The organism is Enterobacter chengduensis, assembly GCF_001984825.2.
Lineage (GTDB): Bacteria > Pseudomonadota > Gammaproteobacteria > Enterobacterales > Enterobacteriaceae > Enterobacter > Enterobacter chengduensis.
On record NZ_CP043318.1, the window covers coordinates 4474681 to 4500469 of the forward strand.

25 protein-coding genes and 2 tRNA genes are annotated in these 25789 nt (G+C 56.0%); 6 read left to right on the plus strand and 21 right to left on the minus strand.

All coding sequences use genetic code 11. The features are described 5' to 3' along the window. Positions 1-32 precede the first annotated feature (32 nt). Positions 33-1070: a permease gene (locus tag FY206_RS21625; protein ID WP_032642314.1), complete on the minus strand. Its 1038-nt coding sequence runs from the start codon at positions 1068-1070 to the stop codon at positions 33-35. A 40-nt stretch (positions 1071-1110) separates the two neighbouring features. Further along, positions 1111-1755: an NAD(P)H-binding protein gene (locus tag FY206_RS21630; RefSeq protein WP_032642316.1), complete on the minus strand. Its 645-nt coding sequence runs from the start codon at positions 1753-1755 to the stop codon at positions 1111-1113. 128 nt (positions 1756-1883) lie between these two features. Here FY206_RS21630 and FY206_RS21635 point away from each other — a divergent pair, with 128 nt between their 5' ends. Then, the gene (locus FY206_RS21635) at positions 1884-2402 is read left to right on the plus strand and encodes a type 1 glutamine amidotransferase domain-containing protein (protein ID WP_032642319.1); all 519 of its coding nucleotides are present in this window, start codon (positions 1884-1886) and stop codon (positions 2400-2402) included. On the opposite strand, the gene FY206_RS21640 is transcribed toward FY206_RS21635, so the two are convergent. Further along, positions 2382-2816: a YhbP family protein gene (locus FY206_RS21640; RefSeq protein WP_032642320.1), complete on the minus strand. Its 435-nt coding sequence runs from the start codon at positions 2814-2816 to the stop codon at positions 2382-2384. The two genes, FY206_RS21635 and FY206_RS21640, sit on opposite strands and share 21 nt — an antisense overlap. Positions 2817-2830: 14 nt before the next feature. On the opposite strand from FY206_RS21640, the gene FY206_RS21645 reads away from it, so the two are divergent. Continuing rightward, entirely contained in the window at positions 2831-3160 is a 330-nt protein-coding gene (locus FY206_RS21645) for a GIY-YIG nuclease family protein (RefSeq protein WP_077064431.1), read from the plus strand. Here FY206_RS21645 and FY206_RS21650 read toward each other — a convergent pair. Further along, positions 3147-3650, minus strand: coding sequence for a GNAT family N-acetyltransferase (locus tag FY206_RS21650; RefSeq protein WP_032642322.1), 504 nt, complete (start codon positions 3648-3650; stop codon positions 3147-3149). The two genes, FY206_RS21645 and FY206_RS21650, sit on opposite strands and share 14 nt — an antisense overlap. Beyond that, a complete protein-coding gene (gene ubiT, locus FY206_RS21655) occupies positions 3644-4168 on the minus strand; it encodes a ubiquinone anaerobic biosynthesis accessory factor UbiT (protein WP_032642325.1) in 525 nt (174 codons plus the stop codon). The genes FY206_RS21650 and ubiT overlap by 7 nt, the downstream gene beginning before the upstream one ends. A 211-nt stretch (positions 4169-4379) precedes the next feature. On the opposite strand from ubiT, the gene ubiU reads away from it, so the two are divergent. The 3 genes from ubiU to FY206_RS21670 all read left to right on the plus strand — a co-directional run bounded on the left by ubiU (position 4380) and on the right by FY206_RS21670 (position 7347). Further along, positions 4380-5375, plus strand: coding sequence for a ubiquinone anaerobic biosynthesis protein UbiU (gene ubiU, locus FY206_RS21660; protein ID WP_032642327.1), 996 nt, complete (start codon positions 4380-4382; stop codon positions 5373-5375). A 7-nt stretch (positions 5376-5382) separates the two neighbouring features. Continuing rightward, positions 5383-6261 carry a U32 family peptidase gene (locus tag FY206_RS21665; protein WP_032642329.1) on the plus strand — a complete coding sequence of 293 codons (879 nt, stop codon included), beginning with the start codon at positions 5383-5385 and terminating at the stop codon, positions 6259-6261. A gap of 78 nt (positions 6262-6339) precedes the next feature. Continuing rightward, positions 6340-7347, plus strand: coding sequence for a luciferase-like monooxygenase (locus FY206_RS21670; protein WP_032642330.1), 1008 nt, complete (start codon positions 6340-6342; stop codon positions 7345-7347). A 62-nt stretch (positions 7348-7409) separates the two neighbouring features. Here the strand turns inward: FY206_RS21670 and mtr are convergent, their stop codons facing one another. From mtr to FY206_RS21730, 12 genes are all read right to left on the minus strand, one after another. Beyond that, entirely contained in the window at positions 7410-8654 is a 1245-nt protein-coding gene (gene mtr / locus FY206_RS21675; protein WP_032642333.1) for a tryptophan permease, read from the minus strand. Between the two features lie 141 nt (positions 8655-8795). Next, a complete protein-coding gene (locus tag FY206_RS21680; RefSeq protein WP_032642335.1) occupies positions 8796-10691 on the minus strand; it encodes a DEAD/DEAH family ATP-dependent RNA helicase in 1896 nt (631 codons plus the stop codon). Further along, complete coding sequence (yrbN, locus tag FY206_RS25875; protein ID WP_100122156.1) at positions 10684-10764, minus strand: protein YrbN; 81 nt, start codon at positions 10762-10764, stop codon at positions 10684-10686. Before yrbN ends, FY206_RS21680 begins: the two co-directional genes overlap by 8 nt. 107 nt (positions 10765-10871) lie before the next feature. Then, a complete protein-coding gene (gene nlpI, locus FY206_RS21690; RefSeq protein WP_032642338.1) occupies positions 10872-11756 on the minus strand; it encodes a lipoprotein NlpI in 885 nt (294 codons plus the stop codon). A gap of 108 nt (positions 11757-11864) precedes the next feature. Further along, positions 11865-14003: a polyribonucleotide nucleotidyltransferase gene (gene pnp, locus FY206_RS21695; RefSeq protein WP_032642340.1), complete on the minus strand. Its 2139-nt coding sequence runs from the start codon at positions 14001-14003 to the stop codon at positions 11865-11867. Positions 14004-14245: 242 nt separating this feature from the next. Then, positions 14246-14515, minus strand: a complete 270-nt coding sequence (gene rpsO, locus FY206_RS21700) for a 30S ribosomal protein S15 (protein ID WP_003861789.1) — start codon at positions 14513-14515, stop codon at positions 14246-14248. A 154-nt stretch (positions 14516-14669) separates the two neighbouring features. Continuing rightward, positions 14670-15620 (minus strand): tRNA pseudouridine(55) synthase TruB, encoded by a 951-nt coding sequence (gene truB / locus FY206_RS21705; protein WP_032642342.1) that lies wholly within the window; start codon positions 15618-15620, stop codon positions 14670-14672. Further along, positions 15620-16024 carry a 30S ribosome-binding factor RbfA gene (gene rbfA, locus FY206_RS21710; protein WP_003024988.1) on the minus strand — a complete coding sequence of 135 codons (405 nt, stop codon included), beginning with the start codon at positions 16022-16024 and terminating at the stop codon, positions 15620-15622. The genes truB and rbfA overlap by 1 nt, the downstream gene beginning before the upstream one ends. Positions 16025-16130: 106 nt before the next feature. Then, a complete protein-coding gene (infB, locus tag FY206_RS21715; RefSeq protein ID WP_077064430.1) occupies positions 16131-18818 on the minus strand; it encodes a translation initiation factor IF-2 in 2688 nt (895 codons plus the stop codon). A 24-nt stretch (positions 18819-18842) separates the two neighbouring features. Beyond that, a complete protein-coding gene (gene nusA, locus FY206_RS21720) occupies positions 18843-20345 on the minus strand; it encodes a transcription termination factor NusA (RefSeq protein WP_003861798.1) in 1503 nt (500 codons plus the stop codon). Between the two features lie 28 nt (positions 20346-20373). Then, complete coding sequence (gene rimP / locus FY206_RS21725) at positions 20374-20826, minus strand: ribosome maturation factor RimP (RefSeq protein WP_014833432.1); 453 nt, start codon at positions 20824-20826, stop codon at positions 20374-20376. A gap of 207 nt (positions 20827-21033) precedes the next feature. Then, positions 21034-21110: transfer RNA gene (locus FY206_RS21730), tRNA-Met, on the minus strand. Positions 21111-21397: 287 nt separating this feature from the next. On the opposite strand from FY206_RS21730, the gene argG reads away from it, so the two are divergent. Next, a complete protein-coding gene (gene argG / locus FY206_RS21735) occupies positions 21398-22744 on the plus strand; it encodes an argininosuccinate synthase (protein WP_032642346.1) in 1347 nt (448 codons plus the stop codon). 152 nt (positions 22745-22896) lie between these two features. Here the strand turns inward: argG and FY206_RS21740 are convergent. The 4 genes from FY206_RS21740 to folP form a co-directional block, all read right to left on the minus strand. Next, positions 22897-22983, minus strand: a tRNA-Leu gene (locus FY206_RS21740). Between the two features lie 9 nt (positions 22984-22992). Beyond that, positions 22993-23325: a preprotein translocase subunit SecG gene (gene secG / locus FY206_RS21745; RefSeq protein ID WP_021242256.1), complete on the minus strand. Its 333-nt coding sequence runs from the start codon at positions 23323-23325 to the stop codon at positions 22993-22995. 223 nt (positions 23326-23548) lie between these two features. Beyond that, positions 23549-24886: a phosphoglucosamine mutase gene (gene glmM, locus FY206_RS21750; protein WP_032642349.1), complete on the minus strand. Its 1338-nt coding sequence runs from the start codon at positions 24884-24886 to the stop codon at positions 23549-23551. Beyond that, entirely contained in the window at positions 24879-25727 is an 849-nt protein-coding gene (gene folP, locus FY206_RS21755) for a dihydropteroate synthase (RefSeq protein WP_024906364.1), read from the minus strand. The genes glmM and folP overlap by 8 nt, the downstream gene beginning before the upstream one ends. Positions 25728-25789: the final 62 nt, after the last annotated feature.

Genomic DNA, 25789 nt, shown 5'->3' on the forward strand with positions numbered 1-25789 from the left:
GGCCCGGTAAGCGTAGCGCCACCGGGCGTTTTTCACAGAAGCGCAATACTCCCCACCATCACCCCACTTAACGCCACCAGCCCAGCGGTCAGCCACAGCGCTTTCGCCGGGAACGACTTACGCAGCATGATAAGCGACGGGAGACTGATCGCCGGCAGCGTAATCAGCAGCGCCAGCGCCGGCGCGGTGCCCATACCTGCCAGCATCATGGTCTGAACAATCGGGATCTCCGCCGCCGTTGGGATCACAAACAGGCAGCCTGCAACGGCCATCGCAATCACCCACATCAGCGTGTTGTCGATAGCGCCATCCGCATGCGGGAAGAGCCAGACGCGCGCCGCCCCGAGAACCAGCACCGCCAGTATATAGACCGGAATGGTGCTCCAGAAAAGCTGCCATAGCGCCCGGCCCCAGCGGGCAAAGAACCCGCCCTGCGGCTCGCTGACGTCCAGCTCAACAGACGCGGACGCTGGCGCCTTATCCTTCACCAAATTCTGCACCAGCGTCGCCACCACCAGCACGGTCAGCAGCCCGGCCACCAGACGAATAAACGCGAAATGCCAGCCCAGCACAAAGCCCATAAACACCAGAGTTGCCGGGTTGAGCAGCGGGTTGCCCATCCAGAACGCCAGCGCGCCGCCCATCGATACGCGCTGACGGCGCATTCCTGCCGCCACGGGCGCGGCGCAGCACGAACACATCATGCCCGGCAGGGAGAAAATCGTCCCCAGCAGCGTGCCCTGAAAGCGCGGCTGACCAAGCGTTTTCACCAGCCAGTTGCGCGAGATAAGCACCTGAATCAGCGAGCCCAGGATCACGCCGAGTACGGCGGCCTTCCAGACGGCAAGGAAGTAGACCATGGCGTAATCCCACGCCGCCTGAAGCGGGCTGGCATCAGCCTGCGCGAGAATAGATTTACCGATGCTGTGCGTTTCTGCGGCGGTGAAGGCTTTACCGTAGTACGGCTGCCATTTCACGTACCAGAGGCCAACAATGACCACGAGAAAGAAGAGTGCGGGCTTCCACCATTGAACAGGTGTTGCCGCCTGAGATGAAGACTGACCAGTCATAGCATTCCCCGGAGAGTATTAGGTTATTAGCCGGGGGAGTTTACGCCTCGCCCTGCGCGATTTCACGCAGTTTTGCCGAAGGGATGATGTTTACGCCCGCTTTCGACGGGGCGAGTCCCTCTTTTAACATCGCCCGCGCGACGTCCCGCGCCTCGATGGCCTTCCAGTTGCCGGGAAGGATTCGAAACAGCGGGGCCAGGATCGACTCGTTAAAGCGGCGCTCGTCCCGGTGGCCGATGAGCATCGAAGGGCGCGCAATCGTGAGTTGCTCCCATTTCTGCGCGATCAGCGCCTCCTCCATCTTGCCCTTCACCTTGTTGTAGAAGAAAGGCGATCCGGCGCTGGCGCCCAGCGCGCTGACCACCAGAAAATGTCTGGCCCCCAGCTTTTTCGCCGCGAGCGCGGTATCCACCACCAGCGTATAGTCGGCGTGGATAAATGCCTCTTTGCTACCCGCCTCCCGCCGCGTGGTGCCCAGACAGCAAAAGGCGATATCAATCGGGTCCTGCACCTGCGCCAGCGCATCCGTCAGCTGCGGATCGTGCGGATTAAAAACGCCGGAAATGTCCGCCAGCGGTCGACGCGTCGGGGCGGCAATGTAGTTCACGCGGCGATCCTGAATCAGCAGCCGCAGCAGATGATCGCCAACCAGCCCGGTCGCACCGGTAATCAATACCTGACTCATCGTATCCCCTTTACAGAATTGTCCGTTTGCGAACTCAGCATCGTCGACCACACTTAGAAGTCTGTTACAGGTAAGTATTTACCACAAGCGGAGAAAAATCAGTCTGAAGCGAAAACAACGGAGGAAGCATGGGTAAGAAAATCGCAGTCTTGATTACCGACGAGTTTGAAGATTCAGAATTCACCTCTCCTGCAGAGGCGTTCCGCAAGGCGGGACATGAGGTCATCACCATTGAGAAAGAGGCGGGCAAAACGGTCACAGGCCATAAGGGCGAGGCGAGCGTGACTATCGACGAGAACATCGATAACGTTAGCCCCTCCGATTTTGACGCCCTGCTGTTACCCGGCGGCCATTCACCGGACTCCCTGCGCGGAGACGATCGTTTCGTGACCTTTACGCGGGACTTCGTCGCGACCGGCAAACCGGTCTTTGCCATCTGTCACGGCCCGCAGCTGCTCATTAGCGCAGAAGTGGTTCGGGGGCGTAAGCTTACCGCCGTGAAGCCGATCGTTATCGATCTAAAAAACGCGGGAGCCGAGTTTTACGATCAGGAGGTGGTCAACGACAAAGACCAGCTGATCACCAGCCGGACTCCGGACGATCTCCCGGCGTTTAACCGCGAAGCGCTACGCCTGCTCGGCGCGTAGCCAGTGCAGCTTCTTGCCAAAACCCAGGGTGTTGTCGGTAAATTTCAGCTCATCGAGGCGAATTTCCCATACCGGGGCTTTTAGCGCAGCGGCAACCGGAAAGCGGCGCGTGTAGTGCTTACGACGCGCGTCGCTCTCTTCTCCGTCCAGACGACGAATTTCCCCTTTGAACTGCACGCCGCGGATCAGCGCGACCGTCTTCGGCTGGCCATTCACCGTGCCTGCGACCTTCGCCTGCTGGCCGGTCATTTGCGCATGACGCGTTTTGTCTTCGCTCATGACGTAAAACGCCACGCGTTCCGGATCGTAGTAGTAAAACGCGTTTGCGCACCACATCTCTTCGTCTTTACAGACGCACCAGGTGACAACATGCTGCTTCGCCAGCCAGCGGCTAATGGCGGCCAGTGTTTCCATTTTCGCTCTCTCTCATGCTATGGTGCGTTCACCTTAACATACTGAATCTGTTTACCGTGTGCTGGTTTCTCTATCTTGTCCGAACCGCTGATAACGCACTCTACACCGGGATCACCACCGATGTGGCCCGGCGTTTTTTACAACATCAAACGGGGAAAGGGGCAAAAGCGCTGCGGGGGAAAGGGGAATTACGGCTCGCCTTTTCGGCCCACGTCGGTGACCGAGCGCTGGCGCTCAGGCTGGAATACCGGATTAAACAGCTGACGAAGCGCCAGAAAGAGCGCCTCGTGACCGGAGACGGCTCCTTTGAGGCGCTACGCGAGAGCCTGATTAAAAGCGATTGAAATGGTCGTGGTACTCAACCAGGCCATGCACGCCGTTGAGCGCGTCGTCCGCCAGGCGATGCACCTGGAAGGCGGATTCCGTACCCGGCCAGCGACAGCGCAGATCGTAATGCGCGGCCTGCTCAAAGCCTAAACGGCCATAGAATGCCGGATCGCCCAGCGTGACAACGGCGGCGTAACCGAACTCATTGAGCGAATCCAGCCCTTCATAGACGAGCTGACGCGCCAGCCCCTGCCCGCGATAGCTTTCATCCACCGCCAGCGGCGCCATGCCAACCCACTGGAGCTCTTCGCCCTGAACGATGACCGGGCTGAAGGCTACATAGCCCACTACCTGACCTTCGTCATCGGTGGCAACCAGCCCCAGCGTAATCAGGCCGTCTTCACGAAGATCGTGGACCAGTTGAGCTTCGGCATCGCTCTCAAAGGCGCGTCGCAGCAGCGCATCGATCCCCGGCGCATCAATCCCAATTTCGACTCGAATCAGCATGGCTCACCTACTGAAGTGTGTTTACCGTCCGGCGGGGTTTTCAGCCCGGCCTCAACGAAATCTGCCATTTGCATTAACATCACGCGCAGCGCTTTCGGCATCTGCTCCAGCTCAATGGCATCCATTAAATTCTTCACGTACAGGCCCAGCTCCGTGTCGCCTTCAATCACCAGACGGCGCTGGAAGAAGAGCGTATCCGGATCCTGCTTACGCGCGGCGATCATCAGCAGATCGCTGGCGTTGGCGCTAAAGCTCACATCCGCCTCGGCGGATTCGCGGACGATCAGCTGGCCATTCTCAACGGAGGTAAACCAGCGCAGCCCGATGTCGCGCACTTCAATGCTCAACCAGCGGCCTTCCAGGAATTCCAGCTCGCCATCCTGCAGCGCCTGGCGGAACTGCCAGCTCAGGACCTGCTCCAGCACCTGGCGTTTAAGCGCGAACGGCGCCAGCTTGACCGGCACGCTCAGCATTGATGGACCAAATTGTACGAGACGTGAACGCAGTTTATCCAGCACGAGCTTTACTCCCTGATATCTATAGTCCGGCTATTTTGCCATATCCGACGCGTAACATAGCGGCGTAAATCAACAAACCGTCGTCCGCCGTACCTCATTATTGGTGCCATCAATACGCCATTAGCTGCCTTAAATCAAAAATTGTCGCGTATGGGTTAATTAAAATCCCAGCTCGTTAACAATTTTGCGATCGACTACATCAGGATAAATTATGGAGCTGCTCTGCCCTGCCGGAAACCTTCCGGCGCTTAAGGCGGCCATCGAAAATGGGGCCGATGCGGTCTATATCGGGCTGAAGGATGATACCAACGCCCGCCATTTTGCCGGCCTCAACTTCACGGAGAAAAAGCTTCAGGAAGCCGTTAACTTCGTTCACCAGCACCGCCGCAAACTGCATATCGCCATTAATACCTTTGCGCATCCTGACGGCTACGCGCGCTGGCAGCGTGCGGTGGATATGGCGGCTCAGCTGGGGGCCGACGCGCTGATCCTGGCCGACCTCGCCATGCTTGAGTATGCGGCAGAACGCTATCCCCATATTGAGCGCCACGTCTCTGTTCAGGCATCTGCCACCAACGAAGAGGCGGTGCGTTTTTATCATCGACACTTTGACGTGGCCCGCGTGGTGCTGCCGCGCGTGCTCTCTATTCATCAGGTTAAGCAACTCGCGCGCGTCACGCCAGTGCCGCTGGAGGTTTTTGCCTTTGGCAGCCTGTGCATTATGGCCGAAGGCCGTTGCTATCTTTCTTCTTACTTAACCGGTGAATCACCGAATACCGTCGGGGCCTGCTCCCCTGCCCGCTTTGTCCGCTGGCAGCAAACCCCGCAGGGGCTGGAGTCGCGCCTGAACGAGGTGCTGATCGACCGCTATCAGGACGGCGAAAACGCCGGTTATCCCACCCTGTGTAAAGGGCGCTATCTGGTCGATGGCGAACGCTACCACGCGCTAGAGGAACCTACCAGCCTCAACACGCTGGAGCTGCTGCCGGAACTGCTGGCGGCCAATATAGCCTCGGTGAAAATCGAAGGTCGTCAGCGCAGCCCGGCCTACGTGAGCCAGGTGGCGAAAGTGTGGCGTCAGGCCATCGACCGCTGCATGGCGGACCCGCAGAACTACGCGCCGCAGCAGGCCTGGATGGAGACGCTGGGCGCCATGTCCGAGGGCACGCAAACGACGCTTGGCGCCTATCACCGTAAATGGCAGTGAGATAACCATGAAATATTCATTAGGACCGGTGCTCTACTACTGGCCAAAAGAGACGCTGGAAGATTTTTACCAACAGGCCGCCGCCAGCAGCGCCGATGTGATTTACCTGGGAGAAGCGGTGTGCAGCAAGCGCCGCGCCACCAAAGTGGGCGACTGGCTGGAGATGGCGAAAAGCCTGGCCGGGAGCGGCAAGCAGGTGGTGCTCTCCACGCTCGCGCTGGTGCAGGCCTCGTCCGAGCTTGGCGAGCTGAAACGCTACGTAGAGAACGGCGAGTTCCTGCTGGAAGCGAGCGATCTCGGCGTGGTGAACATGTGCGCCGACCGCAGGCTGCCGTTTGTCGCGGGTCATGCACTGAACTGCTATAACGCCGTGACCCTGCGCCTGCTGCTCAAGCAGGGGATGACGCGCTGGTGCATGCCGGTAGAGCTCTCGCGCGACTGGCTGGCAAACCTGCTGAATCAGTGCGAAGAGCTGGGCATTCGCAACCAGTTTGAAGTGGAAGTGCTGAGCTATGGCCATCTCCCGCTGGCCTACTCCGCCCGCTGCTTTACCGCGCGCTCGGAAGACCGGCCGAAAGACGAATGCGAAACCTGCTGTATTAAGTACCCGAACGGCCGCAGCGTGCTGTCGCAGGAGAATCAGCAGGTCTTTGTCCTGAACGGCATTCAAACCATGAGCGGCTATGTCTATAACCTCGGCAACGAGCTGGCGTCGATGGCCGGGCTGGTGGATATGGTGCGCCTGTCGCCGCTGGATACCGGCGTGTTCGCGATGCTGGACGCCTTCCGCGCGAACGAAAACGGCGCAGCTCCGCTGCCGTTGACCGCAAACAGCGACTGCAACGGCTACTGGAGACGGTTAGCCGGGCTGGAACTGCAGGCGTAAAAAAGGCTCACTTTGTTAACAACGGTTATCATTTTTTAATGCAGTATTAAAGATTGACCGTCGACAAAGTGAGCTGTTATGACTGACAAAACCCTTCCGTTTTCGGTGCTGGATCTGGCGCCGATCCCACAAGGCGCCTCGGCAAGAGAGGCCTTTTCGCACTCTCTCGACCTGGCTCAGCTGGCTGAAAAGCGTGGCTATCAGCGCTACTGGCTGGCCGAGCACCACAACATGGTAGGCATTGCCAGCGCCGCCACCTCGGTACTGATTGGCTATCTGGCGGCAAATACCACCACCCTGCACCTGGGCTCCGGCGGCGTGATGCTGCCCAACCACGCCCCGCTGGTGATCGCCGAGCAGTTCGGCACCCTGAATACCCTCTATCCGGGACGTATCGATTTAGGGCTTGGCCGCGCGCCGGGCAGCGATCAGCCGACCATGCGCGCCCTGCGCCGCCATATGAGCGGCGATATCGACAACTTCCCGCGCGACGTGGCCGAGCTGGTGGACTGGTTCGACGCCCGCGATCCGAACCCGCACGTGCGGCCGGTGCCGGGCTACGGCGAGAAGATCCCGGTCTGGCTCTTAGGCTCAAGCCTCTACAGCGCGCAGCTCGCCGCCCAGCTGGGGCTGCCGTTTGCGTTTGCCTCGCACTTCGCGCCGGATATGCTGCATCAGGCGCTGCATCTTTACCGCACGAACTTCAAGCCGTCCGAGCGTCTGGAGAAGCCGTACGCGATGGTGTGTATCAACATCATTGCCGCCGACAGCAATCGTGACGCGGAATTCCTGTTTACCTCCATGCAGCAGGCGTTTGTGAGGCTGCGTCGCGGCGAAACGGGCCAGCTTCCGCCGCCGGTAGAGAATATGCATCAGCTGTGGTCAGCCTCCGAACAGTACGGCGTACAGCAGGCGCTGAGCATGTCGCTGGTCGGCGATAAGGCGAAAGTGCGCCACGGGCTGGAGGCGGTGCTGCGCGAAACGCAGGCGGATGAGATTATGGTTAACGGCCAGATTTTCGATCACCAGGCGCGTTTGCATTCGTTCGATCTGGCGATGCAGGTGAAAGAGGAGTTGGTGGGGTAGTTTTTTGCTTTGCTCCCTCTCCCTTTGGGAGAGGGGCGGAGTGAGGGGGCAAGCCGCACGTTTTACTGATATACCGGCAACAGGTTAAAGCTCGACAGCACGTGCACCAGCGCGTTACCCACCCCAAACACCAGGATTAGCGCAATCATCGGCTTGCCGCCCCAGACGCGGAATTTCGGGCTACCAAAGCGTTTACGTGATTTACGCGCCAGCAGCGCGGGCACGATCGCCGCCCAGATGGTTGCCGCCAGCCCCGCATAGCCAATGGCGTACAGAAAGCCGTTCGGCCACAGCAGGCCGCCCACAATCGGCGGCAGGAAGGTCAGCAGCGCGGTTTTGAAGCGCCCCAGCGCGGAATCATCAAAGCCAAACAGATCCGCCAGGTAGTCAAACAGGCCCAGCGTCACGCCGAGGAAAGAGCTCGCCACCGCAAAGTTAGAGAAGATCACCAGCAGCAGATCCAGGCTGCGGCTGTTCAGCACGCCGCTCAGGGCCTGCACCAGCACGTCGATGTTGCCGCCCTTCTGGGCAATGCCGATAAACTCCGGACGCGGGATGTTGCCCATCGTCCCCAGCAGCCAAATCACATACAGCCCCAGCGCCAGCAGCGTGCCGTAAACCAGACACTTCACGATGGTGCGCGGATCTTTGCCGTAGTACTTCATCAGGCTCGGCACGTTGCCGTGATAGCCGAACGACGCCAGGCAGAACGGCAGCGTCATGAGCAGGTACGGGGTGTAGGACGTATTCACTTCCGCGACGTTAAACAGCGTGGCGGGCGTCACGTGCCCCAGCAGGCTGCCGAAGGTCAGGAAGAAGGTGATGACCTTGGCGCCCAGCACGATCGCCGTCATGCGGCTCACCGCTTTGGTACTCATCCAGACAATAAACGCCACGGCCAGCGCGAAGCACAGCCCCGCCAGACGCGCCGGAACGTTCAGCGACATCTCCGAGAAGGTGTGATGCAGAATCGAACCGCTCGCCGAAATATATGCGTAGGTCAGGATATAGAGCACAAAGGCGATGGACAGACCGTTCACCAGGTTCCAGCCCTTGCCCAGCAGATCTTTGGTGATGGTGTCGAAGCTGGAGCCGATACGGTAGTTCAGGTTGGCTTCGAGGATCATCAGCCCGGAATGGAGCATACAGAACCAGGTAAAGACCAGCGCGGCCAGCGACCAGAAGAACCACGCACCGGACATGACCACGGGCAGGGAGAACATCCCGGCACCTATAATGGTTCCGCCGATGATCACCACGCCGCCAAGCAGCGAAGGTGACGTTTGGGTGGTGGTTAGTGTCGCCATACAGCCTTTTCTCCAGTCAATTATGCGGGAAGCATGTTAATGTGACGCACTGTACCAGTACAAGAGTACAAAGGGAATAAAAAAAACCCCGATAGCGCGTATCGGGGCTGTATATTTTACTTTACGTCAGAAGCGTAAGGCTTACGCGTCACCGAAACGACGACGGCTGGTGCCTTCTTCACGACGTGGGCCACGGCTTTCGCGACGCTCGCCGGAGAAACGACGACCTTCACCGCCGCGACCTTCGCTGCGACCGCCTTCACGACGCTCGCCGCCGAAGCTGCGACCACCGCCACGACGCTCGCCGCCACGGTCAGGACGTGGCTGTGCATCGCCCAGCAGCTGCATGTTCATCGGCTTGTTCAGGATGCGGGTACGCGTAAAGTGCTGCAGCACTTCACCCGGCATGCCTTTTGGCAGCTCGATGGTAGAGTGGGATGCGAACAGCTTGATGTTACCGATGTAACGGCTGCTGATGTCGCCTTCGTTAGCGATCGCGCCAACGATATGACGCACTTCAACGCCATCATCACGGCCCACTTCAATGCGGTACAGTTCCATGTCACCCGCGTCGCGACGTTCACGACGTGGACGGTCTTCACCACCACGCTCTGGACGGTCACCGCGTGGGCCACGGTCGTTACGGTCGCCACGACGCTCGAAGCGATCGTCACGGTCACGGAATTCACGCTTAGGACGCATCGGCGCATCGGGTGGCACGATCAGGCTACGTTCGCCCTGAGCCATTTTCAGCAGTGCTGCAGCCAGGGTTTCCATGTCCAGCTCTTCGCCTTCAGCAACAGGCTGAATCTGCGACAGCAGCGCACGGTACTGATCCAGATCGCTGCTTTCCAGCTGCTGCTGTACTTTGGCGGCGAATTTTTCCAGACGGCGTTTGCCCAGCAGCTCTGCGTTTGGCAGGTCCGCTTCTGGAATGGTCAGCTTCATGGTGCGTTCGATGTTACGCAGCAGGCGACGCTCGCGGTTCTCAACGAACAGCAGCGCGCGGCCAGCACGACCCGCACGACCGGTACGGCCGATACGGTGAACGTAAGACTCGGAATCCATCGGGATGTCGTAGTTCACAACCAGGCTGATACGCTCAACGTCCAGACCACGTGCTGCCACGTCGGTTGCAATCAGAATATCCAGACGACCGTCTTTCAGACGCTCCAGAGTCTGCTCACGCAGGGCCTGGTTCATGTCGCCGTTCAGCGCTGCGCTGTTGTAGCCGCTACGCTCCAGGGCTTCAGCCACTTCCAGGGTCGCGTTTTTGGTACGAACGAAGATAATCGCCGCATCAAAATCTTCCGCTTCCAGGAAACGTACCAGCGCTTCGTTTTTGCGCATGCCGTACACAGACCAGTAGCTCTGGCTGATGTCCGGGCGAGTGGTGACGCTGGACTGAATGCGCACTTCCTGAGGATCGTTCATGAAGCGCTTGGTGATACGACGGATCGCTTCCGGCATGGTGGCAGAGAACAGCGCGGTCTGATGACCGTCTGGGATCTGCGCCATGATGGTTTCAACGTCTTCGATGAAGCCCATACGCAGCATTTCATCTGCTTCATCCAGTACCAGACCGCTCAGTTTAGAGAGATCCAGCGTACCGCGCTTCAGGTGATCCAGCAGACGGCCCGGCGTACCGACAACAATCTGTGGGCCCTGGCGCAGGGCGCGTAACTGCACGTCATAACGCTGGCCGCCGTACAGGGCTACCACGTTTACGCCGCGCATATGTTTAGAGAATTCCGTCATGGCTTCTGCAACCTGAACAGCCAGTTCACGGGTTGGAGCCAGAACGAGGATCTGCGGTGCACGCAGGTCCGGATCAATGTTGTTCAGCAGCGGCAGCGAGAACGCTGCAGTTTTACCGCTACCAGTCTGGGCCATGCCCAGCACGTCACGACCAGAAAGCAGGTGTGGGATACACTCAGCCTGGATCGGAGATGGTTTTTCGTAACCCAGATCGTTAAGGGCTTCAAGGATAGGAGCCTTCAGGCCCAGATCTGCAAAAGTGGTTTCGAATTCAGCCATGTAGTACGAGTGCCTCAATGTCAATGGCGGCCAGTCTACTTAGCTCATCGTGAAAATGATTAGCAATTTTCATTGAAAAGTGTGAACCGGCTCAAAGTAGGTGTATTGACGAACAACAACGCCCTCACCAGTTAAGGTGATGGCAATCAAAAGATTACGGGCTGATGTTTATGTCGTCAGCTATTGCTGGTCCGATTCTGCCAGGTCGTCATGCTCCTGGCCCAAGAGCGATAATTCCAACAATGCATAACGGTGCTCAACGAAGTTGTGTACGTTGTTAGCAACCGCTAATTTGAACAGTGCCGTAGCGCTGTCCATATCCCCCAGACTTAGGTAGTACTTACCTAAATAGAAGTTGGTTTCACTGAGATGCTCAGCGAGCGAGGTGTTATCCGTTGCGTCCGCCTTGAGGCGTTCCATCAGCGTTGCTTCGCTAATGTTGCCCAGGTAGAACTCGACAATGTTCCATCCCCACTGTTCCTTGTCCGATTTATCGAAGCGCTGTTTCAGGGCCTCTTTTGCCTGCTTCTCATCGAGCTTCCGCTCAACGATGTAAAGCCACAGGCTACGGAAAGGATCATTAGGATCGTCTTGATAAAACGCCAGCAGATCATCTTGCGCTAACTTATCACGACCGCCGTAATACAATGCGATACCGCGATTCAAGTGCGCGTAGTTGTAAGTTGGATCAAGCTCAAGTACAGAATCAAACGCTTCATAGGCAGCATCAAAATTGCCTGCCTGCGTTAAATAAATGCCTAAGTAATTGAATACTTCAGGCATATCAGGTCGGATAGCCAGCGCTTGTGAAAAATCATTTCGCGCCAATGCCCTCAGACCGAGACTATCATACAACACTCCGCGCTCATATAAAAGCTGTGCGCGTTCGTCATCGGTTAAAGCCCGACTGGCAAGTATTTGTTCCATGCGTGCCAGAATCACTTCTTGCTGCAAAGTCGGTTGCAATGGCACTGCGAGGACTTCGCTCTTACGCCAGGCAGAGTTGCTGCATCCTGCCAGCGTTAAAGCTGTCGCAACGAAACACCAGCGCAAAAAAGGCTTCATTTCCCACTCCCGAAGACAACTATTGGATGAACGTCCTGTCCCCCGGCGGCTTAACAAGGCGTCCTGCCTGATAATAGGCCCTCCGCAACGCGGAGGGCAAATGGCAACTTACTCGCCCTGCTGTTCTGCTGCCTGTGCTTCTGGCGCAGCAGCTGGCTGAGACTGCTCGGTTGCTTCTTTAATGCTCAGACGGATACGGCCCTGGCGATCAACTTCCAGAACTTTAACCGGTACTTCCTGACCCATCTGCAGGTAATCGGTCACTTTCTCAACGCGCTTGTCAGCGATCTGAGAGATGTGAACCAGGCCTTCTTTACCGCCACCGATGGCAACGAACGCGCCAAAGTCAACGATACGGGTCACTTTACCTGCGTAGACGCGGCCCACTTCGATCTCTGCAGTGATTTCTTCGATGCGACGGATCGCGAATTTCGCCTTCTCGCCGTCGGTTGCTGCGATCTTCACAGTACCGTCATCTTCGATTTCGATGGTGGTGCCGGTCTCTTCGGTCAGCGCACGGATAACGGAACCGCCCTTACCGATAACATCTTTGATCTTGTCTGGATTGATCTTGATGGTGTGAATACGCGGTGCGAATTCAGAGATATCACCACGTGGCGCGTTGATAGCCTGTTCCATTACGCCCAGGATGTGCAGACGCGCACCCTTAGCCTGATTCAGCGCAACCTGCATGATCTCTTTGGTGATGCCTTCAATTTTGATATCCATCTGCAGCGCAGAGATACCGTCGCGGGAACCCGCCACTTTGAAGTCCATATCGCCCAGGTGGTCTTCGTCACCCAGAATGTCAGACAGAACAACGAAGTTGTCGCCTTCTTTCACCAGGCCCATTGCGATACCCGCAACGGCGGCTTTGATCGGCACGCCTGCATCCATCAGCGCCAGAGAAGCACCACACACGGAAGCCATGGAAGAAGAACCGTTGGATTCGGTGATTTCAGACACCACGCGTACGGTGTACGGGAATTTGTCTGCTTCTGGCATCACTGCCAGCACGCCGCGCTTCGCCAGACGACCGTGACCAATTTCACGACGCTTCGGCGAGCCAACCATACCGGTTTCGCCTACGGAGTACGGAGGGAAGTTGTAGTGGAACAGGAAGCTGTCGGTGCGCTCGCCCATCAGTTCGTCGATGATCTGTGCGTCACGAGCGGTACCCAGGGTCGCGGTAACCAGCGCCTGCGTTTCGCCACGGGTGAACAGCGCGGAGCCGTGAGTACGTGGCAGCACGCCAGTACGCACATCCAGACCACGGATCATGTCTTTTTCACGGCCATCGATACGCGGCTCGCCTGCCAGAACGCGGCTACGAACAACGTTTTTCTCGATAGCGTGCAGGATTTCGCCAATTTCGTTAGCGTCCAGCGTTTCGTCTTCGGCAACCAGGGTCGCGGTCACGTCAGATTTGATCGCATCAACCTGAGCATAGCGCTCCTGTTTGTCGGTGATACGGTACGCGTCGCTCAGACGAGATTCTGCCAGCGCCGCAACGCGTGCATTCAGCGCGTCGTTTGCTGCTTCTGGCTGCCAGTCCCAACGTGGCTTACCGGCTTCTTTCACCAGGTCGTTGATGTTCTGGATAACGATCTGCTGCTGATCGTGGCCAAAGACCACCGCACCCAGCATCTGGTCTTCGCTCAGCAGTTCAGCTTCGGATTCAACCATCAGCACAGCGGCTTCAGTACCGGCAACCACCAGGTCCAGCTTACTTTCTTTCAGCTCTTCCTGGGTCGGGTTCAGCACGTACTGGTCGTTGATGTAGCCAACGCGTGCGGCACCGATTGGGCCATTGAATGGAATACCAGACAGTGACAGGGCAGCGGATGCGCCGATCATCGCAACGATGTCCGGGTTAACCTGTGGGTTAACGGAAACAACGGTCGCGATAACCTGTACTTCGTTAACGAAGCCTTCCGGGAACAGCGGACGAACCGGGCGGTCAATCAGACGCGCGATCAGGGTTTCGCCTTCGCTTGGACGGCCTTCACGACGGAAGAAACCACCCGGGATTTTACCGGCAGCGTAGGTACGCTCCTGGTAGTTAACGGTCAGCGGGAAGAAGTCCTGACCTGGTTTAGCTTTTTTCTGGCCAACAACGGTAACGAATACCGCGGTGTCATCCATGCTTACCATAACGGCAGCAGTAGCCTGACGTGCCATCATGCCGGTTTCCAGGGTCACGGTATGTTGACCATACTGGAATTTACGAACGATCGGATTCAGCAAAGTTCTGTCCTTTCTTAAATGTTTGACAGCACACCACCGGCGTGCTGTCGATTTAACCCGACCTTCTTCGCATCCTCGCGACTAATGACAACCAACACCCCCATGGGTGAAGCCTCTCATTAGCCGCGCGAACCTCTGCAATGAAGATCATTTATAGCAACAATACAATAGTTTCCAGTGAATTGCTGCCGTCTGGTTGAAAAAAGGGGCCATCAGGCCCCCTTTTCTGAAACTCGCAAGACTTAGCGACGCAGACCCAGACGCTCGATCAGCGCGGTGTAGCGTGCAACATCTTTACGTTTCAGGTAGTCGAGCAGTTTACGACGCTGAGAAACCATGCGCAGCAGACCACGACGGCTGTGGTGATCTTTTTTGTGCTCTGCAAAGTGACCCTGCAGGTGGTTAATCTGTGCAGTCAGCAGCGCAACCTGAACTTCGGTAGAACCGCTGTCGTTAGTACCACGACCAAACTCAGAAACGATTTTAGCTTTAGCTTCAACGCTTAGAGACATTTTCAAACTCCAAAGTATAAAGAATGTAAGGGTGCCGATCTCTAATTCAGCGACCCCATGTACGCCCCGCAGATTGTTAAACAATTTACCAGGCGTTAAGCGGCGATATTCTACTCGTCTCCCCAGCTTATCGCAAGGTGAGCCGTTATCACCGTCACGCGTCGACCGGATATTCGACGACCAGACGACGCGGCGCAACGCGCCCTTCGCCATCCATTTCGCCCATCCCGATGAATTTCCCTTCGTCACCTTCGGTCACGCGCACCAGCCCTTCCTGCGGCGCTTGTGCCGTGCGAACCGGATTGCCGTTCTTAAAGTAAACGGACGATGTTAAAGGAAGATTAACAATCGGGAAGTCCGCTGCCGGACTGTCCATCGGCATCAGCAGGGGATCCAGCAAATCTGCCGGCGCGATCCCCTGGGCTTCCGCCTGCTCAACCAGCTCGCGAAGATGTTCCAGGGTTACCATTCGCTCCACCGGGTATTTGCTCACCGCCAGACGGCGCAGGTAAATCACATGCGCGCCGCAGCCCAGCTTTTCACCGAGGTCGTCAATGATGGTGCGAATATAGGTCCCTTTCGAACAGTGCACTTCCAGCTCCAGCTCATCACCTTGATGGCGAATAAAGAGCAGCTCATACACGGTAATCGGACGGGCTTCACGCGGGACGTCAATGCCCTGACGTGCATATTCGTAGAGTTTCTTGCCATGATATTTCAGCGCCGAATACATCGACGGCACCTGCATCGTGTCCCCACGGAAGCTCTCCAGCGCAGCGTCAAGCTGTTCCGCGCTGAAGGTCAGCGGACGCTCTTCCACGACCTGGCCATCCGCGTCGGAGGTATCCGTGCGCTGGCCCAGCTTAGCGATAACGCGGTAGCGCTTATCGGAGTCGAGCAGGTACTGGGAAAACTTTGTCGCCTCACCCAGGCATACCGGCAGCATGCCGGTTGCCAGCGGATCGAGCGCGCCGGTGTGGCCCGCCCGGTTGGCGTTATAAATACGCTTCACTTTTTGCAGCACGTCGTTGCTGGATGCGCCCTGGGGTTTATCCAGCAGCAGCACTCCATGCACGTCGCGACCGCGACGACGAGGACGACTCATCAGTCCTCCTTGCTGTCGTCCGCCGGGTTAACACGACGCTCGTCGTCATGTTTCACCACGCTGGTCACCAGGTTGGACATACGCATACCCTCGACCAGCGAGTTGTCGTAGAAGAAGGTCAGTTCAGGCACGATACGCAGGCGCATCGCTTTGCCGAGCAGAGAGCGGATGAAGCCGGAGGCTTCCTGCAGCGCTTTAATGCCGTTTTTCACGGCCGCTTCGTCCTGATCGTTCAGGAAGGTGACGAACACTTTTGCATACGCCAGATCGCGGGACATTTCGACACCGGACACGGTGGTCATCATGCCGACGCGCGGGTCTTTAATTTCACGTTGCAGAATGAGTGCGATCTCTTTCTGCATTTCCTGCGCTACGCGCTGAGGGCGACCAAATTCTTTCGCCATAATAAATTCTCCAGACAAAAAAGGGGCTAAAGCCCCTTTTTGAAATTATTGCCGGGTGGCGCTTCGCTTACCCGGCCTACGTCAGCCAATCTTCAGTCGACGAAGATTATGCGATGGTACGCTGAATTTCGATGATCTCGAACACTTCGATCATATCGCCAACGCGAACGTCGTTGTAGTTCTTCACGCCGATACCACATTCCATGCCGTTACGGACTTCGTTGACGTCATCTTTGAAGCGGCGCAGGGATTCCAGCTCGCCTTCGTAGATAACCACGTTGTCACGCAGTACGCGGATTGGGTTGTGACGCTTGATGTTACCTTCGGTAACCATACAGCCCGCGATCGCACCGAATTTCGGTGATTTGAACACGTCACGTACTTCAGCCAGACCGATAATCTGCTGTTTCAGCTCAGGAGACAGCATGCCGCTCATCGCTGCTTTCACTTCGTCGATCAGGTTATAGATGACGGAGTAGTAGCGCAGATCCAGGCTTTCAGATTCAATCACTTTACGCGCAGAGGCATCCGCACGAACGTTGAAGCCAACCAGGATAGCGTTGGACGCAGCGGCCAGGGTCGCGTCGGTTTCGGTGATACCACCTACGCCAGAACCGATGATCTTCACTTTCACTTCGTCGGTAGACAGTTTCAGCAAGGAGTCGGAGATCGCTTCCACAGAACCCTGAACGTCGGCTTTCAGAACAACGTTCACTTCGTGAACTTCGCCCTCGGTCATGTTGGCAAACATGTTCTCGAGTTTAGATTTCTGCTGACGAGCCAGCTTAACTTCACGGAATTTGCCCTGACGATACAGTGCCACTTCACGCGCTTTCTTCTCGTCACGCACAACGGTCACTTCGTCACCGGCAGCCGGAACACCGGACAGACCCAGGATTTCCACTGGAATGGACGGACCCGCTTCCAGCACTTCCTGACCCAGTTCGTTACGCATCGCACGAACACGACCGTATTCGAAACCGCACAGAACGATATCGCCTTTGTGCAGCGTACCTTCACGAACCAGAACGGTAGCAACCGGGCCACGTCCTTTATCCAGGAAGGATTCGATAACCGCACCGCTCGCCATACCGTTACGGATGGCTTTCAGCTCCAGAACTTCGGCCTGCAGCAGGATCGCGTCCAGCAGTTCGTCGATACCGGTACCCGCTTTCGCAGACACGTGTACGAACTGGCTTTCGCCGCCCCACTCTTCCGGCAGGATGCCGTACTGGGAAAGTTCGTTTTTAACACGATCGGGATCCGCTTCTGGCTTATCGATCTTGTTCACGGCAACCACAACCGGCACACCGGCCGCTTTCGCGTGCTGGATAGCTTCGATGGTCTGCGGCATCACGCCGTCGTCTGCAGCAACAACCAGTACAACGATATCCGTCGCCTGAGCACCACGAGCACGCATAGAGGTAAACGCGGCGTGGCCTGGGGTATCCAGGAAGGTGATCATACCGTTGTCAGTTTCTACGTGGTATGCACCGATGTGCTGCGTAATACCACCCGCTTCGCCAGAGGCAACCTTGGTAGAGCGAATGTAGTCAAGCAGAGAGGTCTTACCGTGGTCAACGTGACCCATGATGGTCACTACCGGTGCGCGCGGTTCTGCCGCAGCACCTGTGTCACGGTCGCTCATTACCGCTTCTTCCAGCTCGTTTTCACGACGCAGGATAACTTTGTGGCCCATTTCTTCGGCAACCAGCTGTGCGGTTTCCTGGTCGATCACCTGGTTGATGGTTGCCATCGCGCCCAGCTTCATCATCGCTTTGATGACCTGAGAGCCTTTAACCGCCATCTTGTTCGCCAGTTCGCCAACGGTGATGGTTTCGCCAATCACAACGTCACGGTTAACGGCCTGAGCTGGCTTCTGGAAGCCCTGCTGCAGCGCGGAACCTTTGCGCTTGCCGCCTTTACCACCGCGAACAGCCGCGCGTGCTTCTTCACGGTCAGCTTTAGATTCAGCGTGCTTGTTGCCTTTTTTCGCTGGACGCGCAGCTTTTGCATTACGGCCACGGCCACGACCGCCTTCAACTTCACGGTCGTTATCATCTTCAGCCTGACGCGCATGCTGAGAAGTGGTCACGTGATAGTCGCTGGTGTCTTCAGTCGGCTCAACGGTATTCACACCGTTCTTCTCGTTTTCTTCAGCCATACGGCGCGCTTCTTCGGCGACGCGGCGAGCTTCTTCTTCCAGCTTACGGCGGGCTTCTTCTTCCGCTTTACGCTTCAGCTCGGCAGCTTCATTTTCACGGCGGGCTTTTTCAGCCTGGGCGGTTTTGGTCATTTCGTCTGTCTGTTGATTGCTCACTTTGTCTTTTTCCGCAGCGTCACGCTTCACTTTATCACTTGCGTCGCGTTTCGCTTTTTCTGCGGCCTCACGTTCAGCTTTTAATTCTGCTTCACGTTTGGCGGCTGCTTCCGCCTCACGCTGAGCTTGTTCTTCCGCTTCACGCTGTGCCTGCTCTTCCGCGGCAAGGCGTTCTGCCTCTTGCGGATCACGTTTTACAAAGGTGCGCGTCTTGCGGACTTCAATTTGTACCGATTTGCTTTTGCCACCGGTACCAGGGATATTTAACGTGCTGCGCGTTTTGCGCTGCAGCGTTAACTTGTCAGGCGTAGAGCCGTGTTCACGGTTCAGGTGCGTTAACAAGGTTTGTTTTTCTTGCGCGGTCACCGAGTCATCAGCGGACTTCGGGATCCCTGCATCAGCAAATTGCTGTACCAGGCGGTCCACGGAGGTCTGAATCTCAGCAGCCAGCGATTTTACAGTTACATCAGTCATGCTGTTCCTTCCTGCTACAGTTTATTACGCTTCGTCGCCGAACCAGCAAATATTACGTGCGGCCATGATGAGCTCTCCGGCTTTCTCGTCGGTTAAACCTTCGATATCAGCCAGGTCATCAACGCCTTGCTCAGCGAGATCTTCCAGCGTACAAACACCACGGGCAGCCAGCTTGAACGCAATCGCACGATCAAGACCTTCCAGATTCAGCAGGTCATCAGCCGGCTTCTTATCGCCAAGGCTTTCTTCCTGAGCCAGTGCCAGGGTGGTCAGTGCGTTTTTAGCGCGTTCACGCAGGGCTTCAACGGTTGGTTCATCCAGACCGTCAATTTCCAGCAGCTCTTTCATTGGCACATAGGCCAGTTCTTCCAGCGTAGAGAAACCTTCTTCAACCAGAACAGTGGCGAAGTCTTCGTCAATGTCGAGGTATTTCGTGAAGGTATCGATCGCCGCATGGGCTTCAGCCTGATGCTTAGCCTGCAGGTCATCAACGGTCATCACGTTGAGTTCCCAGCCGCTCAGCTGTGACGCCAGGCGTACGTTCTGACCGTTACGGCCGATCGCCTGCGCCAGGTTGCCCGCTTCAACAGCGATATCCATGGTGTGTTTGTCTTCGTCAACAACGATAGACGCCACATCAGCTGGAGCCATTGCGTTGATCACGAACTGCGCCGGGTTGTCATCCCACAGAACGATATCAATACGTTCGCCGCCCAGCTCAGTAGACACTGCCTGGACACGCGCACCGCGCATACCGACGCAAGCACCGACCGGGTCGATACGCTTGTCGTTGGTTTTCACCGCAATTTTCGCACGGGAGCCCGGATCGCGAGCTGCCGCTTTAATCTCGATAACTTCTTCACCGATTTCCGGTACTTCGATACGGAACAGTTCTACCAGCATTTCTGGTTTAGAACGGGTCACGAACAGCTGTGCACCACGCGCTTCAGGGCGTACCGCGTACAGAACGCCGCGAATACGGTCGCCTGGGCGGAAGTTTTCACGCGGCAGCATATCTTCACGCAGGATCACGGCTTCAGCGTTACCCGGCAACCCTTCGGATTTGATCTCCAGAGAGATGTTGTCGCGGTTCACTTTCTTCACCACGCCGGTGATGATCTCGCCTTCCTGATCGCGGAACTGATCGACAACCAGCGCGCGCTCGGCTTCGCGCACTTTCTGCACGATAACCTGTTTAGCGGTCTGAGTCGTGATACGGTCGAAGGTAACAGATTCAATCTGATCTTCAACATAGTCGCCCACGTTCAGACTTTCGTCTTCAAAACGGGCAGCTTCCAGCGTGATCTCTTTCGTCGGCTGGGTCACTTCTTCAACGATTACCCAACGACGGAAGGTATCGAAGTCACCGCTTTTACGATCGATTTCTACGCGAACATCGATCTCTTGCTCGTATTTTTTCTTGGTTGCTGTAGCCAGTGCACTTTCCAGCGCTTCGAAAATCTTCTCACGCGGCAGTGATTTCTCGTTGGAGACGGCTTCAACAACAGCCAAAATTTCTTTGTTCATCGCGGGCTTTTCACCTCAATCCAGACTGTTAAAAGTGGGGAACCAGGTTCGCCTTCTGGATATTACTCAGCGCGAACACTTCATCTTTGCCTTCGACTGTCACCGTGATCATTTCACCATCAACGGCTTTGATAATTCCCTGCCATTTACGGCGGTTCTGTACGGCCATACGCAGAACGAGAGCCACTTCTTCACCGGTAAAGCGCACGTAGTGCTCGGCCGTGAACATCGGGCGATCGAGGCCAGGTGAGGAAACTTCCAGGTTGTACGCAACGGTAATCGGGTCTTCAACATCAAGAACCGCACTCACCTGGTGGCTGACATCAGCACAATCATCAACATTGATGCCATCTTCACTATCAATATAGATGCGCAGCGTCGATGTACGGCCGCGAACAAATTCGATGCCGACCAGTTCGTAGCCCAGTGCTTCGACCGGTGCAGTAATCATCTCTGTTAATTTTTGCTCTAATGTGGACAAGCCCACCCCCAAGACATAAAAAAAGGGCGTAAAGCCCAGTTATTCTGTAGTCAGATAACAAAAAACCCCGATAAATCGGGGCTTTAGATAACTGAACCCTATAGCCACAACTGTGGCCTGGAGCACTCTCCGAAAGAATTTTTTCAAATCCAGCTACGAAGGCTCTAAGTCTTCACAGTATATTTGAAAAAGAACTTTATGGGAAAGTGGTTGCGGGGGCCGGATTTGAACCGACGACCTTCGGGTTATGAGCCCGACGAGCTACCAGGCTGCTCCACCCCGCGCCTGAAACGTGGCAAATTCTACGCGTTTTGGACAGAATTTGCAAATAATGCTGGGATTTGGTACCGAAGACGGGACGTAAAATCGGCATTTAGTATATTGATAGTTGACCCCACCTGTCAAGGCGACTTCCGCCAGAGCGATCGGACCAAAATTTTTACAAAAAACGCACGACTCTCTTCCTGTCTTCGCCAAAAGATGATTAAATGAATACTCACTTATTTTGCATAAAAATGCACAAGAGAGCGAAAGCGGTCTCTAATCAGTCAATCAAGCAGGGTTTTATTCTATGACGACGATTCTCAAGCATCTTCCGGTAGGACAACGTATTGGCATCGCTTTCTCAGGCGGCCTGGATACCAGCGCTGCACTGCTGTGGATGCGCCAGAAGGGAGCGGTTCCGTATGCCTATACTGCGAACCTGGGTCAGCCGGATGAGGACGACTATGATGCCATTCCTCGTCGCGCTAAAGAGTATGGCGCAGAGAACGCGCGCCTGATTGACTGCCGTAAGCAACTGGTTGCGGAAGGTATCGCGGCTATTCAGTGTGGTGCATTCCATAACACCACCGGCGGCCTGACCTATTTCAACACCACCCCGCTGGGCCGTGCCGTTACCGGCACCATGCTGGTTGCCGCCATGAAAGAAGACGGCGTTAACATCTGGGGTGACGGCAGCACCTATAAAGGAAACGATATTGAACGTTTCTATCGTTATGGCCTGCTGACCAACGCCGAACTGCAGATCTACAAGCCGTGGCTGGATACCGACTTCATCGACGAGCTGGGTGGCCGTCATGAGATGTCAGAATTTATGATCGCCTGTGGTTTCGACTATAAGATGTCAGTCGAGAAAGCGTACTCCACCGACTCCAACATGCTGGGTGCAACGCACGAAGCGAAAGACCTGGAATTCCTGAACTCCAGCGTGAAGATCGTTAACCCGATCATGGGCGTGAAGTTCTGGGATGAGAACGTGAAGATCCCGGCAGAAGAAGTGACCGTGCGTTTCGAACGCGGCCATCCGGTTGCGCTGAACGGCAAAACCTTCTCTGACGACGTCGAGCTGATGCTGGAAGCGAACCGCATCGGCGGTCGTCACGGTCTGGGTATGAGCGATCAGATTGAAAACCGTATCATCGAAGCAAAAAGCCGCGGTATCTATGAAGCACCGGGGATGGCGCTGCTGCACATCGCTTACGAGCGTCTGCTGACCGGTATCCATAACGAAGACACCATCGAGCAGTATCACTCGCATGGCCGCCAGCTGGGTAAACTGCTGTATCAGGGCCGCTGGTTCGATCCGCAGGCGCTGATGCTGCGTGATGCACTGCAGCGTTGGGTGGCAAGCGCGATCACCGGTGAAGTGACGCTGGAGCTGCGTCGCGGTAACGACTACTCCATCCTGAATACCGTGTCTGACAACCTGACCTATAAAGCAGAGCGTCTGACCATGGAGAAAGGGGAATCGGTCTTCTCACCTGACGATCGTATTGGTCAGCTGACCATGCGTAACCTGGACATCGCCGATACCCGTGAAAAGCTGTTCAACTATGTTGAGAATGGCCTGCTCTCCGCCAGTTCCGGTAACGGCCTTCCGCAGGTAGAAAACCTGGAGCACAGCGATAAGAAGTAATCGACAGCAAGTCATGCAAAAGGCGCCCATCAGGCGCCTTTTTTGTTTGGTGTTTGTAGGGCGGGTAAGCGCAGCGCCACCCGCCATTTCGCCTGCCATACAATGTACAAACGAAAAAAAAGACGTCTTTCGACGTCTTTTTTCTGGAATATTGGTACCGAGGATGGGACTCGAACCCACAAGCCCGTTAGGGCACTACCACCTCAAGGTAGCGTGTCTACCAATTCCACCACCTCGGTACGGAATACTTACTGCGGGATATCGCTGGTTGGCTTAGCCGGTGCAGCTGGCTGAGTCTGCTCAGTTTTTGCTGGCGCGCTCAGATTTTCCCACTCGCTTCCTTTGCTGGTCTTGTTGCTGTTGATATTGCCAAGCACCAGGCTGATGATGAAGAACAGCGTAGCCAGAATCGCTGTGGTGCGGGTCATGAAGTTCGCAGAACCACTTGAACCGAACAGCGTACCGGAAGCGCCTGCTCCGAAGGAGGCTCCCATATCAGCGCCTTTACCTTGCTGCAGCATAATCAGCGCTACGAGAGCGATGGCTACAATAAGGAAAACAACTAAAAGAGCTTCGTACATAATCAACCTGTTCCTTGCGGATTTGCCGCATACCAATGCTTCGACCAATTAGCAGGATTTCTGTTTCCCACTGAAGCGGGTGTGAATACTAACCAAAGCGAATCACCTTCGCAAGGGCATTTTCGACGCATTGTATCAACTGCGGAAAAAAACAGCAAAAAGCCATTAATTGCTTAAAACAAAGGCGGCAAACGCCGCCTTTTTAAACATTTAGCATGCAAGATTATGCAGCTTTCACGGCATCCGCAATACGGTGCGCGAATTCGGTTACCTGCGCTTCGTCTTCACCTTCTACCATCACGCGGATCAAAGGTTCAGTTCCGGACTTACGCAGCAGCACGCGTCCACGGCTGCCCAGGGCCGCCTCAACGTCAGCCATTACGGCTTTCACGTTGTCATTTTCCAGCGGATCGCCTTTGCCAGCAGTAAAACGGACGTTTACCAGGACCTGTGGGAACATTTTCATGCCGCTGCAGAGATCGTGCAGGCTCATATGGTTGCGCGCCATTGCGGCAACCACCTGCAGCGCGGCCACAATGCCGTCACCGGTGGTGGTTTTATCGAGCAGGATCACGTGACCCGAGTTTTCTGCACCGATGCGCCAGCCCTTCTCCTGCAATTTTTCCAGCACATAGCGATCGCCCACTTTCGCGCGAACAAACGGAATACCGAGCTGTTTCAGCGCCAGTTCCAGGCCCATGTTACTCATCAGCGTGCCGACGGCACCGCCGCGCAGCTGGCCCTGGCGCAGCCCTTCGCGTGCAATGATGTAAAGGATCTGATCGCCGTCGACCTTGTTACCTTCGTGGTCAACCATGATCACGCGGTCACCGTCGCCGTCCAGGGCAATACCCAGATCGGCTTTTTCGGCCAGAACGCGCGCCTGCAGGGCACGAACGTCAGTAGCGCCCACCTGCTCGTTGATGTTCAGACCATCCGGCTCGCAGCCAATGGCGATCACTTTCGCACCCAGCTCGCGGAAGACGTTTGGCGCAATGTGGTAGGTCGCACCGTTGGCACAGTCCACCACAATTTTAAGGTGGGCCAGGCTCAGCTCATTCGGGAAGGTTCCTTTACAGAATTCGATATAGCGACCCGCCGCATCAACGATACGGTTCGCCTTACCCAGCTCTGCGGAGTCCACGCAGGTGATCTCTTTTTCCATTTCGGCTTCAATGGCTTCTTCTACGTCATCCGGCAGCTTGGTGCCATCAATGGAGAAGAATTTAATGCCGTTGTCATAGAACGGGTTGTGAGAAGCCGAGATGACAATTCCCGCTTCAGCGCGGAAGGTACGGGTCAGATACGCAACAGCAGGCGTCGGCATTGGGCCCGTAAAGGAGGCAGACAGCCCGGCCGCTGCCAGACCGGCTTCCAGCGCGGATTCCAGCATGTAACCTGAAATGCGAGTATCTTTACCAATAATGATCTTACGGGAGCCATGACGTGCGAGTACCTTGCCAGCAGCCCAGCCGAGCTTAAGGACAAAATCAGGCGTGATAGGCGCATCGCCGACACGCCCACGGATACCATCGGTCCCAAAATATTTACGATTACTCATAGCGTTTGTTTTCCTTCGCTGCCAGTGTGGCTTCCACCACGCGCATGGCTTCTACTGTTTCTTTGACGTCATGGACACGGATAATGTGCGCACCCTGCATCGCTGCAATCACCGCGCAGGCCAGGCTGCCGCTCAGGCGCTCGCTCGGTCCCACGTTAAGCAATTGGCCAATCATCGATTTTCTCGACATCCCCACCAGCAGCGGCAGGCCGAAGTGATGGAATTCCGATAAGCGCGCAAGCAGTGCATAGTTGTGGGAGAGATTTTTACCGAAACCGAACCCCGGGTCGAGCAGCAATTTCTCTTTTGGGATACCTGCACGTTCACAGCGTGCGATATGCTCAATAAAGAAGCGATTTACGTCGGCAAAGACATCGTCATACTTCGGTGCTTCCTGCATGGTTTTCGGTTGACCCTGCATGTGCATCAGACATACCGGCAACCCCGTCTCTGCCGCGGCTTCAAGTGCGCCAGGCTCGGTGAGCGAACGAATATCATTAATAATGTGAGCGCCTACTCTCGCTACTTCACGAATCACTTCTGGTTTAGACGTATCGACCGAGATCCATACCTCAAAACGTTGTGCGATTGCTTCAACCACCGGCACCACCCGCGCCAGCTCTTCTTCCACAGACACGTCTGCCGCACCAGGACGCGTTGATTCTCCGCCAACGTCAATGATGGTAGCACCCGCATTAATCATTAAATTCGCGTGCTTAACCGCCTCGATAAGCGTGTTATGCGTGCCGCCGTCAGAGAAGGAGTCAGGGGTAACATTCAGGATCCCCATCACATGGGGATGGGAAAGATCGAGATGCGAGTCCTGAGCGAATAATTTCATGGCGAAATCCCTGGTATCTTTATGGTTAAACAGAAATGAAAAACCCCGGAGCAAGCTCCAGG

What these genes read in the sequence shown, in the direction of transcription:
- FY206_RS21650 (WP_032642322.1), bottom strand. Translation starts at nt 3,650, where the DNA reads ATGCTGATTCGAGTCGAAATTGGGATTGATGCGCCGGGGATCGATGCG.
- argG (WP_032642346.1), top strand. Translation starts at nt 21,398, where the DNA reads ATGACGACGATTCTCAAGCATCTTCCGGTAGGACAACGTATTGGCATC.
- truB (WP_032642342.1), bottom strand. Translation starts at nt 15,620, where the DNA reads ATGAGTCGTCCTCGTCGTCGCGGTCGCGACGTGCATGGAGTGCTGCTG.
- FY206_RS21625 (WP_032642314.1), bottom strand. Translation starts at nt 1,070, where the DNA reads ATGACTGGTCAGTCTTCATCTCAGGCGGCAACACCTGTTCAATGGTGG.
- FY206_RS21670 (WP_032642330.1), top strand. Translation starts at nt 6,340, where the DNA reads ATGACTGACAAAACCCTTCCGTTTTCGGTGCTGGATCTGGCGCCGATC.
- FY206_RS21640 (WP_032642320.1), bottom strand. Translation starts at nt 2,816, where the DNA reads ATGGAAACACTGGCCGCCATTAGCCGCTGGCTGGCGAAGCAGCATGTT.
- mtr (WP_032642333.1), bottom strand. Translation starts at nt 8,654, where the DNA reads ATGGCGACACTAACCACCACCCAAACGTCACCTTCGCTGCTTGGCGGC.
- ubiU (WP_032642327.1), top strand. Translation starts at nt 4,380, where the DNA reads ATGGAGCTGCTCTGCCCTGCCGGAAACCTTCCGGCGCTTAAGGCGGCC.
- yrbN (WP_100122156.1), bottom strand. Translation starts at nt 10,764, where the DNA reads ATGAAAATTGCTAATCATTTTCACGATGAGCTAAGTAGACTGGCCGCC.
- FY206_RS21635 (WP_032642319.1), top strand. Translation starts at nt 1,884, where the DNA reads ATGGGTAAGAAAATCGCAGTCTTGATTACCGACGAGTTTGAAGATTCA.
- FY206_RS21680 (WP_032642335.1), bottom strand. Translation starts at nt 10,691, where the DNA reads ATGGCTGAATTCGAAACCACTTTTGCAGATCTGGGCCTGAAGGCTCCT.
- glmM (WP_032642349.1), bottom strand. Translation starts at nt 24,886, where the DNA reads ATGAGTAATCGTAAATATTTTGGGACCGATGGTATCCGTGGGCGTGTC.
- rpsO (WP_003861789.1), bottom strand. Translation starts at nt 14,515, where the DNA reads ATGTCTCTAAGCGTTGAAGCTAAAGCTAAAATCGTTTCTGAGTTTGGT.
- folP (WP_024906364.1), bottom strand. Translation starts at nt 25,727, where the DNA reads ATGAAATTATTCGCTCAGGACTCGCATCTCGATCTTTCCCATCCCCAT.
- FY206_RS21630 (WP_032642316.1), bottom strand. Translation starts at nt 1,755, where the DNA reads ATGAGTCAGGTATTGATTACCGGTGCGACCGGGCTGGTTGGCGATCAT.
- rbfA (WP_003024988.1), bottom strand. Translation starts at nt 16,024, where the DNA reads ATGGCGAAAGAATTTGGTCGCCCTCAGCGCGTAGCGCAGGAAATGCAG.
- FY206_RS21645 (WP_077064431.1), top strand. Translation starts at nt 2,831, where the DNA reads ATGCTATGGTGCGTTCACCTTAACATACTGAATCTGTTTACCGTGTGC.
- nusA (WP_003861798.1), bottom strand. Translation starts at nt 20,345, where the DNA reads ATGAACAAAGAAATTTTGGCTGTTGTTGAAGCCGTCTCCAACGAGAAA.
- FY206_RS21665 (WP_032642329.1), top strand. Translation starts at nt 5,383, where the DNA reads ATGAAATATTCATTAGGACCGGTGCTCTACTACTGGCCAAAAGAGACG.
- infB (WP_077064430.1), bottom strand. Translation starts at nt 18,818, where the DNA reads ATGACTGATGTAACTGTAAAATCGCTGGCTGCTGAGATTCAGACCTCC.
- secG (WP_021242256.1), bottom strand. Translation starts at nt 23,325, where the DNA reads ATGTACGAAGCTCTTTTAGTTGTTTTCCTTATTGTAGCCATCGCTCTC.
- nlpI (WP_032642338.1), bottom strand. Translation starts at nt 11,756, where the DNA reads ATGAAGCCTTTTTTGCGCTGGTGTTTCGTTGCGACAGCTTTAACGCTG.